16 protein-coding genes are annotated in these 15,710 nt (G+C 63.3%); 8 read left to right on the top strand and 8 right to left on the bottom strand.

The genetic code is table 11. The annotated features are described in order from the left end of the window. Window positions 1-24: 24 nt before the first annotated feature. A complete protein-coding gene (locus AC0CMF_RS01300; RefSeq protein WP_374630143.1) occupies window positions 25-198 on the bottom strand; it encodes a hypothetical protein in 174 nt (57 codons plus the stop codon). A gap of 149 nt (window positions 199-347) precedes the next feature. Between AC0CMF_RS01300 and AC0CMF_RS01305 the strand changes: the two genes are divergently transcribed. The 6 genes from AC0CMF_RS01305 to AC0CMF_RS01330 are packed head-to-tail and all read left to right on the top strand — an operon-like array spanning window position 348 to window position 6,267. Beyond that, window positions 348-1,331 carry a TRAP transporter substrate-binding protein gene (locus tag AC0CMF_RS01305; protein WP_374630144.1) on the top strand — a complete coding sequence of 328 codons (984 nt, stop codon included), beginning with the start codon at window positions 348-350 and terminating at the stop codon, window positions 1,329-1,331. Window positions 1,332-1,388: 57 nt separating this feature from the next. Further along, complete coding sequence (locus tag AC0CMF_RS01310) at window positions 1,389-1,883, top strand: TRAP transporter small permease (RefSeq protein ID WP_374630145.1); 495 nt, start codon at window positions 1,389-1,391, stop codon at window positions 1,881-1,883. Further along, window positions 1,880-3,175, top strand: a complete 1,296-nt coding sequence (locus tag AC0CMF_RS01315; RefSeq protein WP_122520287.1) for a TRAP transporter large permease — start codon at window positions 1,880-1,882, stop codon at window positions 3,173-3,175. The genes AC0CMF_RS01310 and AC0CMF_RS01315 overlap by 4 nt, the downstream gene beginning before the upstream one ends. A gap of 7 nt (window positions 3,176-3,182) precedes the next feature. Beyond that, window positions 3,183-4,130, top strand: a complete 948-nt coding sequence (locus AC0CMF_RS01320; protein ID WP_374630319.1) for a D-2-hydroxyacid dehydrogenase — start codon at window positions 3,183-3,185, stop codon at window positions 4,128-4,130. Then, a complete protein-coding gene (locus AC0CMF_RS01325; protein ID WP_374630318.1) occupies window positions 4,127-5,293 on the top strand; it encodes a M24 family metallopeptidase in 1,167 nt (388 codons plus the stop codon). The genes AC0CMF_RS01320 and AC0CMF_RS01325 overlap by 4 nt, the downstream gene beginning before the upstream one ends. Before the next feature lie 8 nt (window positions 5,294-5,301). After that, window positions 5,302-6,267 (top strand): amidohydrolase family protein, encoded by a 966-nt coding sequence (locus AC0CMF_RS01330; RefSeq protein ID WP_050472904.1) that lies wholly within the window; start codon window positions 5,302-5,304, stop codon window positions 6,265-6,267. A gap of 146 nt (window positions 6,268-6,413) precedes the next feature. On the opposite strand, the gene AC0CMF_RS01335 is transcribed toward AC0CMF_RS01330, so the two are convergent. Genes AC0CMF_RS01335 through AC0CMF_RS01350 form a run of 4 tightly spaced genes read right to left on the bottom strand, consistent with a single transcriptional unit; the run spans window position 6,414 to window position 10,831 of the window. Beyond that, window positions 6,414-7,529 carry an iron-containing alcohol dehydrogenase gene (locus AC0CMF_RS01335; protein ID WP_374630317.1) on the bottom strand — a complete coding sequence of 372 codons (1,116 nt, stop codon included), beginning with the start codon at window positions 7,527-7,529 and terminating at the stop codon, window positions 6,414-6,416. A gap of 1 nt (window position 7,530) precedes the next feature. After that, the gene (locus AC0CMF_RS01340) at window positions 7,531-7,734 is read right to left on the bottom strand and encodes a hypothetical protein (protein WP_152967523.1); all 204 of its coding nucleotides are present in this window, start codon (window positions 7,732-7,734) and stop codon (window positions 7,531-7,533) included. A 10-nt stretch (window positions 7,735-7,744) separates the two neighbouring features. Beyond that, window positions 7,745-9,331, bottom strand: coding sequence for a phytoene desaturase family protein (locus tag AC0CMF_RS01345; protein WP_374630316.1), 1,587 nt, complete (start codon window positions 9,329-9,331; stop codon window positions 7,745-7,747). 51 nt (window positions 9,332-9,382) lie between these two features. Continuing rightward, complete coding sequence (locus AC0CMF_RS01350; RefSeq protein ID WP_374630315.1) at window positions 9,383-10,831, bottom strand: aldehyde dehydrogenase; 1,449 nt, start codon at window positions 10,829-10,831, stop codon at window positions 9,383-9,385. Between the two features lie 218 nt (window positions 10,832-11,049). Between AC0CMF_RS01350 and AC0CMF_RS01355 the strand changes: the two genes are divergently transcribed. Beyond that, a complete protein-coding gene (locus AC0CMF_RS01355) occupies window positions 11,050-11,802 on the top strand; it encodes a TetR/AcrR family transcriptional regulator (RefSeq protein WP_050472824.1) in 753 nt (250 codons plus the stop codon). Window positions 11,803-11,883: 81 nt separating this feature from the next. On the opposite strand, the gene AC0CMF_RS01360 is transcribed toward AC0CMF_RS01355, so the two are convergent. Beyond that, entirely contained in the window at window positions 11,884-13,716 is a 1,833-nt protein-coding gene (locus tag AC0CMF_RS01360; protein WP_374630314.1) for an SLC13 family permease, read from the bottom strand. 370 nt (window positions 13,717-14,086) lie between these two features. Here AC0CMF_RS01360 and AC0CMF_RS01365 point away from each other — a divergent pair, with 370 nt between their 5' ends. Further along, the gene (locus AC0CMF_RS01365) at window positions 14,087-14,272 is read left to right on the top strand and encodes a hypothetical protein (RefSeq protein WP_019964767.1); all 186 of its coding nucleotides are present in this window, start codon (window positions 14,087-14,089) and stop codon (window positions 14,270-14,272) included. A 73-nt stretch (window positions 14,273-14,345) separates the two neighbouring features. Here the strand turns inward: AC0CMF_RS01365 and nqrM are convergent, their stop codons facing one another. Continuing rightward, entirely contained in the window at window positions 14,346-14,582 is a 237-nt protein-coding gene (gene nqrM, locus AC0CMF_RS01370) for a (Na+)-NQR maturation NqrM (protein ID WP_050472827.1), read from the bottom strand. 19 nt (window positions 14,583-14,601) lie between these two features. Continuing rightward, entirely contained in the window at window positions 14,602-15,621 is a 1,020-nt protein-coding gene (locus AC0CMF_RS01375; protein ID WP_374630313.1) for an FAD:protein FMN transferase, read from the bottom strand. Between the last annotated feature and the right edge of the window lie 89 nt (window positions 15,622-15,710).

Genomic DNA, 15,710 nt, shown 5'->3' on the forward strand with positions numbered 1-15,710 from the left:
GAAAAGAATGATGCTGAAGACCTGTCACATCACGGCAAGTGCACGCATGCAGGAGTTGCAGGTGGCGTTCGCCGTGCCGGGACGGGTCTTCACCGGAAAGGCTTCGGGCACAGCGGGGTTGAGGAGGAACTCCGCTCTGTCCGGCGCATCCGGCTGGCGCGGGCCTGCAAGTGGCAGGCATTCCTGCGCAAGCGTCATGAAACTCCATGTTTTCTCCGGCGGGCTGGAAGAGGAGCACGCCGGAGCTACCCCACTGTGGCCGCGAAACCGCGCGCTATGGACTGCCGGCTGACCCTGCGGGGCGCAGGCTGAACGACCCACAGTTCATCATCAAGGGAGGAATGAGGATGAAACTGACGAGCTTTGCAGCCGTAGCCGCGCTGGCGATCGGCATGAATACCGCGGCCTTGGCCGAGACGCTGCGCGTGTCGACCTATCTGCCGCCCAACCATTCGATGAATCACGAAATTACCGACTGGGGCAAGGAACTCTCGGAGCGCACCAATGGCGCGCTGAAGCTTGAGCTTTATCCTGCCGGGCAGCTTGGCCCCGCTCCGCGCCAGTTCGATCTGGTCCGGGCAGGCGGTGCGGATATCACCGTTGTTCTGCATGGGGCGACGCCGGGACGCTTCCCGATGAGCGAACTGGCCGGATTGCCGCTGACTTATCCGTCGGCGGGCCGCGACAGCCAGATCACCTCGCGCCGCCTGACCGAATTGGCACCGCAGTACCTCGCCGCCGAACATGAGGGAACTCGCATTCTCTGGATGGCCGTCACACCGCCGCTGAAGATGCACTTCGCCAAGACCGATCCGTCGGATTTGAACAGCCTCAAGGGACTTCGCATCCGCTATGCGGGCAGCATCTGGCAGCAGGTCATCGAGGCGCTGGGCGCATCGCCCGCAGCCGTCCAGCCGGCCGAAACCGCCGATGCCATGAGCCGCGGTGTGGTGGACGGGGCTGCATTCCCGTTTGAGGCGGCGATGTCCTTCGATCTGGGGCCGGTCACGCGCTACTCGCTGGAGCCGGGGCTGGTGTCGGCCACCTTTGCGGTCGTGATCAGCGATGATGCCTGGAACCGCCTCTCCGAGGAGCAGCGCAGCCTTATCACGGAAACCACAGGTCCGGACCGTGCCGAGGCATTCGGCAAGCGCTGGGATGAAGGCGAAGCGGTGGCGCGCAAGTACATGACCGATCAGGGCGTGAAGATCGTCGAATTGACCAGCGAGCAGCTCAACTCGCTCCATTCCAGCTTCGAGGGCATCGTCGAGCGTGCCGTGTCGGCCGTCAGCGGGCCGGGGGCAGAGTTCGTCGCAGCCTATAGCAAGTGATCCAGGAACGGCCCGCTCCCTGCGGGGCGGGCCTCTTCCCTGAACCGGAGTTCCTTGATGCAGGATACTGATCCAACGCCGCCGCTTCTGTCCAGGATCATGCTCTGGACCGCCAGCGCCGCGCTGATTGCCATGATGCTGTTCGTCATCGTGGATGTGGGGCAGCGGGCCCTCTTCAACAGGCCGCTGCGCGGGGCCATCGATCTGGTTTCGATTGCGCTGCTGGTCATGGTGGCCTTTGGCACCGCGCCAGTGCTCGTGCGCCGCGCAGAAATCATCATTGATCTGATCGATCCGGTCATTGGCCAGACCGGGGTTCGCATTCTCGGCACCATCGCAGCCCTTGCCACAGGGGCTATGGTTCTGTTCATCGGCTGGTCGTCGCTCGCCCCGCTGAATGATGCCCTGCGCTGGGGAGAAAAATCACTGGAACTGGGTCTGCCGCAATGGATCCTCTGGGTTGTCGCGCTGATTGGCCTGGCCGGGATCATGTGGGGCGCGCTGGTGCAGATCCTGCACTATCTGCGCAAGCAGCCGGAGGGGCACGAATGACCGGATTTCAGTTCGGCATTGCCGGCATCGTGCTGCTGTTTGTGATGCTTTTCCTGCGACAGCCGGTCTGGCTGGCGATGGCGGTTGTCGGGGTGGTTGGCAACATCTTCCTCAACAATCTGAACATGGCGAAGTTCATCACCAGCACCACCTTCTTCGACACGGCCGGCAGCTACAGCCTGTCGGTGATCCCGTTGTTCATCTTGATGGGTGAAATCGCGTCCGGCTCGCGCATGTCGTCTGATCTTTTTCGGGCGGCGCAGGTCATGCTGTCAGGGTTGCGCGGCGGACTGGGCATTGCGACCGTGGCAGCGTCGGGCGCCTTCGGGGCGATCTGCGGCTCGTCGGTGGCAACGGCTGCCAGCATGACGCGCATCGCCCTGCCGGAAATGAAACGCGCAGGCTATGAGGAAGGGTATTCGGCGGCCACCATTGCAGCAGGCGGCACGCTGGGTATCCTGATCCCGCCGTCAATCGTTCTGGTCATTTACGGGTCCATCGCCGAACAGTCGGTTGCACGGCTGTTCGCTGCGGCTTTGCTGCCCGGTGTTCTGCTGGCCGTGCTCTACGGCATCGTGGCTCTGTGGGTTGCTCACCGGGGCGGTGCACCGGTTGAGGTTTCGGCCACGTTCAAGGAGCGCATCGCAGCGCTCCGTCACGCCTGGGCCTTTGCGCTGCTGTTCGCAGTGACCATCGGCGGCATCTACACGGGCCTTTTCAGCCCCAATGAAGCTGCTTCAATCGGTGCCTTTGGCGCGATCCTCATCGGCTTCGCCCGGCGCAGCCTGTCCTTGGAGGGGCTGCTCAAGGCCGTTCAGGCCTCAGTCCTGATGTCCTGCACCCTGTTCCTCATCATCATGGGGGCCAAGCTCTTCGGCCAGTTCATCGTCCAGACCCATCTGCCCGATACCCTGCTGCAACTGGCTCTGGAAGCCCAGCTGTCGCCGTTCACGGTGATGGGCATCATCATCTTCCTCTACATTCTTCTCGGCTGCTTCCTCGAAGGCTTCGGCATGGTGCTGATCACCGTGCCCGTCTTCCTGCCGGTCGTCGTGGGCTACGGCTATGACCCGATCCTCTTCGGGGTCCTGGTCGTGGTGCTGGTGGAACTGGGGCTGATCTCGCCGCCGGTGGGCATGAACCTCTTCATCATCCGCGCGCAGGTGCCGGACATGCCGATGTCGGGGCTATACCGCGGCATCGCGCCGTTCCTCATCGCTCCCGTTCTTCTGGTCGGGCTCATCCTCACCTTCCCGCAGCTGACGCTGTGGCTGCCACGCTTGCTCTATTGAGGCATCAATGACCGGTATCGTGATCTTTGACTCCGAGGCTGCCTACTATGCGAGGCACTTGTCGGAACAGTTTCCCTCGCTGTCCATCACCGCCACAGGCGATCTGGAGGAGGCCATCGCGGCGGCTGCGGACGCGCGCGTGCTGATCGGCCTTGCTCCCTATCTGCAGGACCGGCTGCTGGCGGCGGCTCCCCGGCTGGAGTGGGTTCAGGCCCTGACGACCGGCGTCGACAATCTTCTGGGAAATCCGAAGATGAAAGGCGCTGCCCTGACCAGTTGCGGCGGCATTCATGGTCCGCAGATGTCGGAGCTGGCCATCCTGATGATGCTGGCTGGCATCCGCCGCTTTCCGGCCATGCTGGACAATCAGCGGCAAGGGCGCTGGGAGCGGTGGAAACAGCCGCTACTGAGCGGGCGCACCGTCTGCATTGTCGGGCTTGGCGCCATTGCGGAAACCCTTGCGGGGATCTGCCGCGCCTTCGGCATGACAGTGACCGGCGTCAGCAGCGGGCGGTCCGAGGTGCCGGGCTTTGCCCGGATTTACCGGCGGGAGGAATTGCCGCAGGCGGCCCATGAGGCCGATTTCCTCGTCATCCTCGTGCCTCATAGCCCGCAGACCCATCACATCATCGATGCGCAGGTGCTTGGCGCAATGCGTCCGGATGCCTGGCTGATCAACATTGCCCGTGGCGGCTGTGTCGATGAGGACGCGCTGCTTGAGGTGCTGCGGAGCGGAAAGATTGCAGGGGCGGGGCTGGATGTGTTCGCCGCCGAACCATTGCCGCCGGAAAGCCCGTTCTGGTCGATGCCCAATGTCATCGTCACCCCGCATATCGGCGGGTTTTCCGCCACCTATCACGAACAGGCGCTGCCGGTGGTTGCGCGCAACATGGCCGATTGGCTGCGCGGCGGCGTTTCCGCGCTGACCGGGCGTCTGGACAAGAGGGACAAATGATGCAGACCAACTCACCCATTACCGCGTCCGAGATGGAGCGCCGCTGGTCCGTTGCACGGGGCGTCATGGCAGATCTGGGGCTGGACGCCCTTGTCATGCATGCGCGTGAGGACTGGATGGGCGGCTATGTCCGCTGGTTTACCGACGTGCCCGCCAACAACGGCTATCCGCGCACCGTGGTCTTCTTTGCCGACCGTCCGATGGTGGTGGTCGAAATGGGGGCATTCGGCACCGACCGGCTGACGGATACGGCTGCGGGTGCCACACGCGGCGTGGGCCGGGTTCTGGGCACACCGTCCTTCCATTCGATCGGCTATACGGTTGATTATGACACGGACCTCCTGCTTCAGGCGTTGCAGGGCGTGGAACGGTTGGGCGTTCTGGTGCCGTCCGCGCTGCCGCATGGCATGATGAGTGCTCTGGCTTCCCGCTTCGATCTGACCGATGCAACCGATGCGCTGGACCGGGTGAAGGCCATCAAGAGTGCCGAGGAAATCTCTCTCATCCGGCAGTGTGCGGCCTTGCAGGACAAGGTTTTTGCCGAGGTCTGCGATTTCATCCGCCCCGGCGTGAGCGACCGGGACGTGACCAGCCATGCGGAAGCCGTGGGCCGCCGTCTTGGCAGTGATCAGGGGATCTATCTGGGGCTTTCCGCCCCATTGGGGCAGCCCTCCCGCTTCATGAACCGTCCGTTCCAGACCCGCACCCTTCAGCCGGGTGATCACATGTCGCTGCTGATCGAGATCAACGGCCCCGGCGGCCTCTATCTGGAAATCGCCCGCACCATGGTTCTGGGCCGTGCCGATGACCACCTCCTGCAGGCGTTCGAGAACGTCAGGCAAGCGCAGGACCATACGCTTTCCCTGATGAAGCCGGGAACTGCTCCGGCAGACATTGCCGCCGCCCATGATGTCTGGATGACTTCACGCGGCCTGCCAGCCGAGACACGGCTTTATGCCCACGGACAGGGCTGCGAGATGGTGGAGCGCCCGCTGATCCGCCGCGACGAGACCATGCCGTTGGCCAAGGGGATGTGCCTTGCCGTTCATCCTGGCTATGACGATGGCCGGGTCTTTGCGGTGATCTGCGACAATTACCTGATCGAGGCTGACGGTCCCGGCGAGTGCCTGCACCGCACCGAAAAGCGCATCTTTGAACTGTGAGAACCATGATGACCCAGACTGCGAAGATCGCTCTCGAAGAGCATTTCATGCATCCGGACTTCTTCGACTATTTCGGCACGACTGCCATCAACATCAGCCCGGACCTGTTCGGCAAGGCGCGTGAAGCCCTGCTGGACTTCGGCGAGCGGCGGCTGACGGCGATGGATGAAGCCGGGATCACAAAGGCGGTCCTTTCTCTTGCAGGGCCCGGCGTTCAGGCCGAAAAGCGCATGGACACGGCGGTGAAACTCGCCCGTCAGGTGAATGATCATCTGGCCGCAGAAATGGCGAAGCAGCCCGCCCGTTACGGTGGCTTCGCCCATCTGGCCATGCAGGATCCGGCGGCGGCTGCCGATGAACTGGAACGCTGCGTGCGTGACCTTGGCATGCAGGGGGCCATGATCAATGGCCAGACCGGCGGCACCTATCTGGATGATGACCGCTATTCGGTGTTTTGGGAAAGGGTGTCGGATCTGGCGGTGCCGGTCTATATCCACCCCAACAACCCGCCGGAAACGGTGCATATGTACAGCGGCCACCCGGAGCTTTTCGGCCCGGTCTGGTCGTGGACGGTGGAAACCGCCACCCATGCGCTACGGCTGGTGTTTTCGGGCACCTTTGACCGCTTCCCCAATGCCCGCCTGATCCTGGGGCATCTGGGCGAAACGCTGCCCTATCTGCTGTGGCGTCTCGACAGTCGCTGGGAAATCTCCAACCGGGGAGCGATGCGGCTTGAGCATGCGCCCTCCCGCTACTTCCGCAACAATATCTGGGTCACCACTTCGGGCATGTGCTCCGACGCGCCGCTGCGCTGCGCGCTGGACATGCTGGGAGCAGACCGGGTGCTGTTCTCGGCAGATTATCCGTTCGAAAGCGCGCGCGAGGCGGGCGAATGGATCGAGGCAGCGCCAATCTCGGATATCGAGCGCCGTGCCGTCTGCCATGACAATGCGGCCTCCCTGCTGAAGCTCTGAGCTTCGGCAGGTTGAGGGCAGGGGAAACGAAACAGCCCCCGGTGAGTTTGGCTCACCGGGGGCTTTTGTTGGGGGCTTTTGTTGGGGGCTTTCGTTTCTGGCAGTGCTGATAGGGAGGGCTGGGAAATGACGCTTGTGCTCTGGCGTCACTGTCCGCTGATCACCTCAAGCATCATCCGGTATTCCGCAGCGCCGGGCCGGTAGCCTGCGGTGACGTTGAAATGGCTTGCCGCGCAGGCATGGGCGAGGGCATCCATGTCTCCCATGCGGTAGCCGGCTTGCGCCAGCGTTACCGGCAGGGACAGCCGCTGCATCAGCGCTTTCAGGGCGGCGCCGAAATCAGCCGAGGGGGAAAGGCCTGCTGCCCGGCTCAGCGCAGCGACCCGTTCCGGCAGCTTTTCCCGCATCAGGCCGAGCATGGCAAGCACGCCCAATGCACTCAGCCGTCCGTGGTGGAGCCCCTGATCGCCGCAGCTGATGGCGATGGCATGGGCCGGCCCCAGTCCCTTGGCGATGGCGGTGCCGCCCTCCCATGCCGCCAGCAACATCTGGCCCCGGGCCTCGATGTTCTGCCCGTCCGCCGTTGCCACCTCTACCCAGCGCCAGGCGCGGGCCAGCCCGTCCAGTGCCAGCGTGTCTGCCAGCGGGTTGTCTCCCTTGGCGAGATAGCCTTCCACGCAATGCGAAATGGCATCGAGCCCGGTAGCCGCGGTCAGTCCAGCAGGCAGGGTGACGGTCAGCTCCGGATCGCACAGCGCAAGGCGCGGGACGGCGAAACGTGAAGTGATGCCGGCGGAGATGGACTGTGCATCAGGATGAATGCCTGCATCGGGTGAACTGTCCGACCCCGTTCCGGCGGTGGTTGGCACCACGGCGACAGGCCGGGCTGCCATTTCCACCCGCTCGGGATGGCCGAGATAGGTGGCCGGCTCCCCGCCTTGTCCTGCGATGACGGCAGCGAGCTTTGCCGTGTCGATCGCCGAGCCTCCGCCCAGTGCCACCACGGCATCGCATTGCCCCTCCCGGTATCTGGCCACCGCAGCCATGACGCCGGCTGAAGTCGGATTTTCGGGAGTCTCCGCGAAGACCGTGCATTGCGGGCCCAGCAAGTCCGCAACGCGGTTTACATGGCCTAGCCGCACAAGGCCGGGGTCACTGACCAGCAGCGGGCGCCGGATGCCGAGCGCAGCCAGTTCTTCCGGCAAGCGCGAGACACTCCCCGGACCGAAGACGATCCGGGGAAAGGAAAGTGCGAAGTCCATCTCAGCCATCCCGCCGGAACAGCATTGCGATCAGGCGGAACACCAGCCTGACCGATACGAACCTCAGGCCCGCACGGAGCTGGCTGGGCCGCAGCACGGCCTTCATCGGCATGGCGCCCATGATCTGGCCGCTGAGCAAAAGCCCGTTTTCGTGGGGCTGAACGTCAAGAACTTCAATCAGTTCCGACCCGTCAGGTCCTTGCATTTTCATGGCTTCACCCGCAGAGCTTGTCGAAGTTGATCTTCATGTCCTGACAGACCTTGATCGCGGTTGCGCGGCCTGCGCCGCTGACCGAGGACACGTTGATGGCCGTTCCGGTGAGATAGAGGTTCGACAGTCCCGGAACCTTCAGCTTGGCAAGCTCCGGCGTCGGGCGCTGTCCTCCGATCTGGTGCAGGTACTCGCCGATGCCCGACACATCGCCGCGCTGGAACATCGGCGAGTGGCGCGACACCTCCAGCGGGCTGTCGAACCGCCGGCCGATGATGTTGCTGTCACTCATGTTGGTGGTGTAGTCGCGGAAGCGCTCCAGCAGCCAGTCGGCCATTTCCTGATTGCGGCGGTCCCACTCGGACGAGCCGCCCCCGCGCAGGTCGAACGGGCCGAAGCCATAGACGGTGATGGCGCATTTGCCTTCCGGCACCTGGGTGGGATCAAACTGGCACTGCATGTGCGAGGCCAGGATCGTGTCGTTGGAGCCCTCAGCCCACATGTCACCATATCGGTAGTTGTCGAAGACCCGCAGGAAGCGTTCCAGCGTTGAGGGGGTGTAGTTCTGCAGGACGACCCGTCCGGCCTCGTCCCCGGCCTTGAACTTCGGCGTTTCGTGCAGCGCGTAATGCTGCGGCATGATCGAGAATGCACCGCTCTGGGTCCGTTTGGCCCGCTGCACGACACCGGGATCGAGGCCGTCCACCATGTCTCCCAGCAGGTGAGGGTGGATCTGCCCGATGATGCCGTCGCGGGCGCGGATCACCTCGCCGCCCTCAAGCCGCACGCCTACAGCCTTGCCGCCCTCGGTGATCACCTTCTCCACATGGGTGCGGCCGCGCAATTCACCGCCGTGGTCCTCAAGGCAGGCGATCAGCGCATCGACAAGCGCGCCCGAGCCGCCCACCGGAACGCCGATCGGGTGCCGGTGCACCATGCCGGGCATCGTGTAGATGACGAAGCCCGTGCCCATTTCCTCCGGCGCGGTCAGTGTCTCGGCGGCAAATTTCAGCAGATGGATGATCAACTTGTCGCTTTCGAAGAACTCGCGGCAGATGTCGAGCTTGGACATCTGGAGCGCGCGCATCATCTCCTGCCCTTCAAGGCTTTGATCCAGCAGGGCGTAGAACGGGCCTTGGGGCAGTGCAGGCACGAAGAGGCTCTGCGTCACCATCGGCAGGATCTTCATGCTCATCGCCGCGAACTTGCGATAGGCTTCTGCATCCCGCTCGCTGAACTGGGCGATGGACTGGCACGTTCGCTCAACGTCCTTGTAGGTCACAAGGGCGGTGCCATCATCGAACATCGTCGAATAGACGCCGTCCGGATAGATGTATTTCAGCCCGTATTTCGATTGCAGCTTCAACTCGTCATTGATGATCAGCGGGTTCGCCTGAATGTTGACGTGCAGCGAAGAGTGCAGGTCGAACTTGAAGCCCGGCGCAATGATTTCCTTGGTAACGACACCGCCGCCGTACCAGTCGTTGCGTTCGAGGACGAGGATCTTCTTGCCTGCCTTGGCAAGGTAACATGCAGCCGTCAGCCCGTTATGTCCGGAGCCGATGACGATGAAGTCATAGGTCGAGGCCACTGTGGTCACTCCTTGAGGTATCAGGTTTTACGTCTTTGCTGACCGCTGCACTCAGATCGGATAGTGCTGGTTCGGGTCTTCGACGGTGACCCAGTGGATTTCCGTGAATTCGTTGATCCCGGCATGGCCGCCGAACCGGCCGTACCCGGATGCCTTCATGCCGCCGAGCGGCATCTGCGCCTCGTCGTAGACGGTGGGGCCATTGATGTGGCAGCAGCCGAATTCCAGCTGGTTGGCGATGTCCAGCGCACGGGTGATGTTGCTTGAGAAGATCGCGGCCTTCAGCCCGTATTCCGTATCGTTGGCAACGGTGATGGCTTCCCCGGCATCATTGACACGGACAAGACAGGTCACGGGACCGAAGGATTCCTCGTAGTAGATCCGCATCTGCGGCGTGACGTGATCGAGCAGGCTCGGCTGCATCACAGCCCCGTCATGGGTGCCGCGCACCAGCGCCACGGCGCCCTTGTCAACCGCATCGGCAATCAGGGCTTCCACCCGTGCGGCAGCATCCGGGCTGATCAGACCGCCCAGTGGAGCGTTCGATGAATGAGGGTTGTCGGCAGCAAGGCTCTCGACCTTGATCTTCATCTTGCGGGCGAATTCATCGGCGATCCGGGTGTCGAGGACGACCCGTTCCGTTGACATGCAGATCTGTCCCTGATGCATGTAGGCACCGAAGGCAGCAGCGCGTACGGCGTTGTCGATGTCAGCGTCGTCCAGCACCAGCAGCGGGGCCTTGCCGCCCAGCTCCAGCAGCACAGGCTTGAGATGTCTTGCCCCCATCTGGGCAATGACGCGCCCGGTGGCCGTTGAGCCGGTGAAGTTCACCCGCCGCACCTCGTGACAGGCGATCATTGCCTCGACCACCTTCGGCGCGTCTTCGCGGGTGTGAGTGATGAAATTCATCGCTCCGGCAGGCAAGCCGGCATCAATGAGCACCTGCGCCAGCAGATATTGCGTGCCTGGGCTGTTCTCCGAGGCCTTCAGCACCACCGTGTTGCCGCAGGCCAGCGCCGTGCCAAAGGCGCGGACGGCAAGGATGATGGGGGCGTTCCAGGGCACGATCGACAGCACGACGCCCACCGGCCGGCGGAAGGCAAAGGCATGGGCACCCGGCTTGTCGGCGGGAATGATCTCACCCTTGATGTGGGTGGTCAGCGAGGCTGCCTCGCGCAGCATCCCGGCGGCCAGGCGCACGTTGAAGCGCACCCAGGGCAGCGAGGCCCCGGTTTCGCTGATCATCATCTTCTCGAACTGGCTGGCCCGTTCCTGAAGCAGGTCTGCCGCCTTGAGCAGGATATCGCGGCGGTAGTACGGGCCGGTCTTCGCCCATGCAGGCAGGGCCCTTGCTGCGGACTTGACGGCCGCAATGGCATCTTCCGGCGTTGCTGCGGCAAAGGTGGTCACGGGCTCTCCCGTCACCGGATCATGCCGTACGGCGGTCGCCCCTCCGCTCGCGGCGGTAGGGCGGTTATCGATGATCAGTTCAGACTGCATTTTGCTCCTCCCGGCAGAAGGCCAGCCTCTGGACGGCTGGCCGGCAGATGACCGGCTGTAAGGTCCGGGTGTCAGCAACCGCTCCTCTTCAATTTCTGACACATGTGTCAGTTATTCATTTTTCGACACTTGTGTCAATAATTCATGCGGGGTGATGGAGGCGGCTTGCCTTCACCGCCCGGTAAGGTGATGAAGGGGAGTGACCGGGGAGTGAAGCCATGACGATTCCCAATCCTGCCAGCTTCCGCAGCGCAGCGAGCGACCGGGAGAAACGGGTGCGGACCCGCGCGCTGTTGATGGACTGTGCAATTGCGGAATTTGCCGCAAAGGGGCTGGCGCAGACCTCGGTCGATGACGTCGTGACCAAGGCTCAGGTTTCGCGCGGCACGTTCTATTATCACTTTGCCAACATGGACGAGATCATGGAGGCGGTGGGCCGGGCAGTTGCCGCCACATTCGTCACCATCGTCGATCAGGATATCCGCGAGGTCGAGACCGGGCCCGAGCGGGTGGCGCTGGCCACCCAGATCTTCATCGAGATGGCCTCGGCAATCCCGGACTGGGGGCGGCTGGTCAGTGATGCGCTGACGAACATGGGTGTGTTCTACGAACATATCTCACGGGGGATCCGCAAGGACGTGCTGGTCGGCTTCCGCAGTGGTGACTTCAGGACCGGGCCGACGGATTTTCTATTCAGCGGATTGCTGGCTGTCGTCGGCGCTGCCGTTCGCGCCCGGCTTCAGTTCCCCGATGACCGGACGATCGCCCCGCAGGCGGCCGAACTGGTCCTGCTGATGCTGGCAACCCCGAGTGAAACGGCGAGAACCCTGCCTGGAGAAGTGATGCGGAAATATTCCGGCAAGGTGTGGCACAACCCGGACGAAATCCAGAAGTCCCTCGCCACGATCATGCCGCCGCTTCTGAACGAGATGCTGGATAGTCAGGAATCCAGTGCGGATGCCAGAACTTGAGAGGCTGATACATCATGCCCATGGACGTTCCCCGGAGGACATAACCGGGTGCTGCACGGGTAAACCCATGAAGAGATGGCGTCAGAACGGCAGGATCAGCGGCACCAGCAGCACGCTGGTGAGAAGGGTGATCAGCGTGAAGGGCACGCCGATCTTCATGAAGTCGCCGAAGCGGTAGTTTCCTGGTCCGACGACCAGCGTGTTCACCGGCGAGGATACGGGCGTCATGAAGGCGGCGGAGGCGGCCAGGGCCACGGTCATGGCAAAAGGGTAGGGCGAGGTGTTCATCTCCTGCGCCACCGCCAGAGCCACCGGCGCCATCAGCACGGCAGTTGCCGTGTTGGAGATGAAAAGGCCCAGTACGGAGGTTGTGGCGAAGAGCGCGGCCAGAACCAGATGCGGGCTTGCCTCTCCCAGAATGTCCAGCAGCAGGCTGGCGGCAATATCGACCCCGCCGGTGCGCTGCAGCGCCAGCGAGAAGGGCAGCATGCCGACGATCAGGATGAGGCTCTGCCAGTGGATCGAGCGGTAGGCTTCTGCCATGCCGATGCAGCGGAACAGCCCGAGCAAGAGGCATCCGAACAGCGCTGCCTGAACATTCGGCACGATGCCGGACACCATCAGCGCGATCACCAGCGCCAGCACGGCCAGCGTCCGCGGGGCCCGGTGGCGGGCATGGACGGCATTTTCGGATTCGGCCGGCAGGTCCAGCAGCACCAGATCGCGCCGCTCGTCCGCCAGATTGCGGATCGACCGCCAGGGACCGGCAGCCAGCAGGGTGTCGCCTGCCTGCAGGACTTCGGCGGTGACAGCTTCGGGCACCGGCTCCGTGCCGTGCTTCATGCCAATGACCGACAGGCCATAGACCGAACGGAACTTCGCGCTCATCAGCGTCTTTCCGGTCAGGCGGGAGCCCGGCGGCACAAGGATCTGCGCCATGCCGATTTCCTGCGTGGTGTCGGCAAGCCATTGCTCCGTCACCGGCAGTTCCGCAAGGCCATGGGTCCGGGCAAAACTGGCAAAGTCAAAGCCGGATTTTTCGCTGCTGACCCGCTGGTCGATCATCAGGATGTCACCGGCCTCCAGCACGGTGGCTGCCTGGGGCGAGATCAGCTTGCGGCGGAACAGATTGCCCCGTTCGATGGCGATGATGTTGATGCCGGCACTGGCGCGCAGGTCCAGCGTGTCGAGCCGCTGGCCGGAAAGTCCTGAGCCGGGCATCACCTGCAGCCGGTGCTCGCGGCCGCCGATGGCATAATCCTCCACCCAGCTTCTGAGGGCTGCACGACCTGAGACTTCCGCCGTTTCGCCGGGAGAGAGAAACCGCCGCGCCGCCAGCATGTAGAGCACTGCCAGCAGCAGCACGGGCACGCCAAAGGGGGTGAAGGCAAAGAAGCTGAAGCCCTCATGCCCCTGCCGGATCAGTTCGGCGTGGATGACAAGGTTCGGCGCGGTGGCGACGAGGGTCATCATGCCGCTGATCAGCGCCGCCATGGACAGGGGCATCATCAGCCGGCCCGCCGGAATGCGGGCCTTGCGGGCGATGCGCAGCACGATGGGAATGAAAATGGCCACCACCCCGGTGGAGGACATGAAGGAGCCGACACCGGCCACGATCAGCATCAGCAGAAAAATCAGCCGCGCCTCGCTGGCGCCTGCCCTGAGGGTGAGCCAGTCGCCCAGCCGCTGCGCCACGCCCGTGCGCACCAGCGCTTCGCCAATGACGAAAAGCGCCGCAATCAGCACGATATTCGGGTCGGACAGCCCGGCCAGCGCCTCCTGCATGCTGATCACGCCTGTCAGCGGCAAGGCCGTCATCATGATTACCGCCACCACATCCATGCGCGGCCGGTTGACCGCAAACATGATCACCGCAGCGCCAAGGAGGGCAAGAACCTGAGCAAGCGCAGACATGGGCAGAACCTCGTTGGCGGCAGGGGGCAGGGCGCGGGGATGACGAGGGCATCATCCCCGAACAGGGGCAGACTGGCAACCGCCGGAACCTCCCAGAGCCTTGTTGTGCCCGTGTGAGACGGGCGGCCCATTGTCCGGGCGCCTGTGTGATTTCATGGCTTTGCAGGAAGATATTATACTGCTTTGGAAGCCGTGATGGCGAGGGTGGTGAAAGGAAGAGCGGTGCCTGCGAGCGCAGATGCGCTTGCGGGCTCCCGGCCGGATTTTCGGGCCGCACTCTGCGCAATGGACAAAGGCTGTGGCCAAGCGGCACAAACTTGCTTAGAGCTTCACGTCCGGAAACCTGCAGCCGCCCGAGGAGTGCCCGAGTTTGCCCGATATCCATCTCACGCCAGCTGTTGCAACGGTACTGTTCATCGTGGCCTGTCTTGCAGGCTACAGCTACAGGCGTGTGTGGAAGGCAGAAGGCCCCAGGTGGCAGCTCTGGCTCTACGGATTGCTGGCCGCAACAACGCTGCTGGTTCTGGCTTTCGTGCCTCTGGTGCCAGGCCGCTAAGGTGATGGGGTGCTGAGATGCCGGGGCGCTGAGGTATTTGGCACCGGCAAAGCCTGGTGAGGCAGCAGGAAGGTCAGGAGGCCTGATTGGCCTCCGCCATCTTCTGGCGCTTGCGCGGGCAGGCCATGCGCTCATGCAGCGGGCTGTTCGGATCGATCTCGCGCTTGCACACAAGGCAATGATCGGCACCGGAAATCGCGTTCAGTCCGCCGCAACTACCCTTGATGGTGCGCCCCGACACGATCACCCCGATCGCCATGCCCAGCACCACAATCAGGAACAGAACAAAAGCGATCGCCAGGGTTGCCATGGGTGCTGTCCTTGCCTGTTCAGGCCGTCAGGGATGCCAGACGGCTGCTTTCGCTGGTGATGAGCTTGGCGCCGGACGTCTCGATGAACATGACCGCAAGGCCCTGCGTCTCGGCGATTTCCAGCCCGCGCTCACGGCCCAGCACCAGCATGGCCGTCGCCCAGGCGTCCGCCAGCATTGCGTTTTCGGCCAGAACGGTCGCAGACACGGTCGCGTGGGTGATCGGACGGCCCGTGGTGGGGTCGATGATATGCGAGTAGCGCTTGCCGTCAGCTTCGAAATAGTTGCGGTAGTCGCCCGACGTGGCCATGCCAAGCCCGGACACGCCGATCTTGCGATGCACCCCGGCTTCGCCGGCGAGCGGAACCTCGATACCGATCTGCCACGGCATGCCGGCGCCATTGTGGCCCGATGCGTAAAGGTCGCCGCCAATCTCGATCATGAAGTCGGTCAGGCCGGCCGTGCGCAGCACCTCTGCCACCTGGTCGGCGCCATATCCCTTGCCGATGGCCGAGAGATAGATGCTGGTGCCGGAAGCCGACTTGACGAGTGAGCCATTGGCCAGCGTCAGCATGCGGGACTGGCCCACCGAATCCATCACGGCGGCGATTTCGGCATCCTGCAGCGCGCGCTGCTGCACCTGTGCCGCGCCAAATCCCCAGAGGTCGATCAGCGGGCCGGAGGTGATGTCGAACCGGCCTTCGCTGGCCTGATGCACGGATTGCGCGGCGCTGAGCACGGTGTTCATTCCGGGCGACAGGTTCAGCGGCTCGCCGGCTGCGGCGGCGTTGATGCGCGACAGATCCGAGTTCTTGTCCCAGTTCGACATGGCACGGGTCACATCGGCCAGCGCCGTCTGAACTTTTGCACTCAGATCCTTTGCGTCCACGTTCTGCCCGTTGCTGACAGCCGTGATATTCCAGGTTGTACCCATGGTCTGGCCGGACAGCTTCAGCAGCTCAGACCCCGGCTTGCAGGCAGCAAGTGCGGCCGTCATGATCAGGAAGGATCGCCGGGAAATCGAGGTCAGACCAGACACTGGAGTTTCTCCATCTTATGAAAACAGGGGGCACAAAGCGCCAAGAGTTTGGTCGTGAATACGTCGTGATGCCAGTCTCTGCAACTGAA

The organism is Pannonibacter sp. CBAS1226, assembly GCF_055685825.1.

Coding starts and splice junctions, on each gene's coding strand:
- AC0CMF_RS01300 (WP_374630143.1), bottom strand. CDS start 198: ATGACGCTTGCGCAGGAATGCCTGCCACTTGCAGGCCCGCGCCAGCCG.
- AC0CMF_RS01305 (WP_374630144.1), top strand. CDS start 348: ATGAAACTGACGAGCTTTGCAGCCGTAGCCGCGCTGGCGATCGGCATG.
- AC0CMF_RS01310 (WP_374630145.1), top strand. CDS start 1,389: ATGCAGGATACTGATCCAACGCCGCCGCTTCTGTCCAGGATCATGCTC.
- AC0CMF_RS01315 (WP_122520287.1), top strand. CDS start 1,880: ATGACCGGATTTCAGTTCGGCATTGCCGGCATCGTGCTGCTGTTTGTG.
- AC0CMF_RS01320 (WP_374630319.1), top strand. CDS start 3,183: ATGACCGGTATCGTGATCTTTGACTCCGAGGCTGCCTACTATGCGAGG.
- AC0CMF_RS01325 (WP_374630318.1), top strand. CDS start 4,127: ATGATGCAGACCAACTCACCCATTACCGCGTCCGAGATGGAGCGCCGC.
- AC0CMF_RS01330 (WP_050472904.1), top strand. CDS start 5,302: ATGACCCAGACTGCGAAGATCGCTCTCGAAGAGCATTTCATGCATCCG.
- AC0CMF_RS01335 (WP_374630317.1), bottom strand. CDS start 7,529: ATGGACTTCGCACTTTCCTTTCCCCGGATCGTCTTCGGTCCGGGGAGT.
- AC0CMF_RS01340 (WP_152967523.1), bottom strand. CDS start 7,734: ATGCAAGGACCTGACGGGTCGGAACTGATTGAAGTTCTTGACGTTCAG.
- AC0CMF_RS01350 (WP_374630315.1), bottom strand. CDS start 10,831: ATGCAGTCTGAACTGATCATCGATAACCGCCCTACCGCCGCGAGCGGA.
- AC0CMF_RS01355 (WP_050472824.1), top strand. CDS start 11,050: ATGACGATTCCCAATCCTGCCAGCTTCCGCAGCGCAGCGAGCGACCGG.
- AC0CMF_RS01360 (WP_374630314.1), bottom strand. CDS start 13,716: ATGTCTGCGCTTGCTCAGGTTCTTGCCCTCCTTGGCGCTGCGGTGATC.
- nqrM (WP_050472827.1), bottom strand. CDS start 14,582: ATGGCAACCCTGGCGATCGCTTTTGTTCTGTTCCTGATTGTGGTGCTG.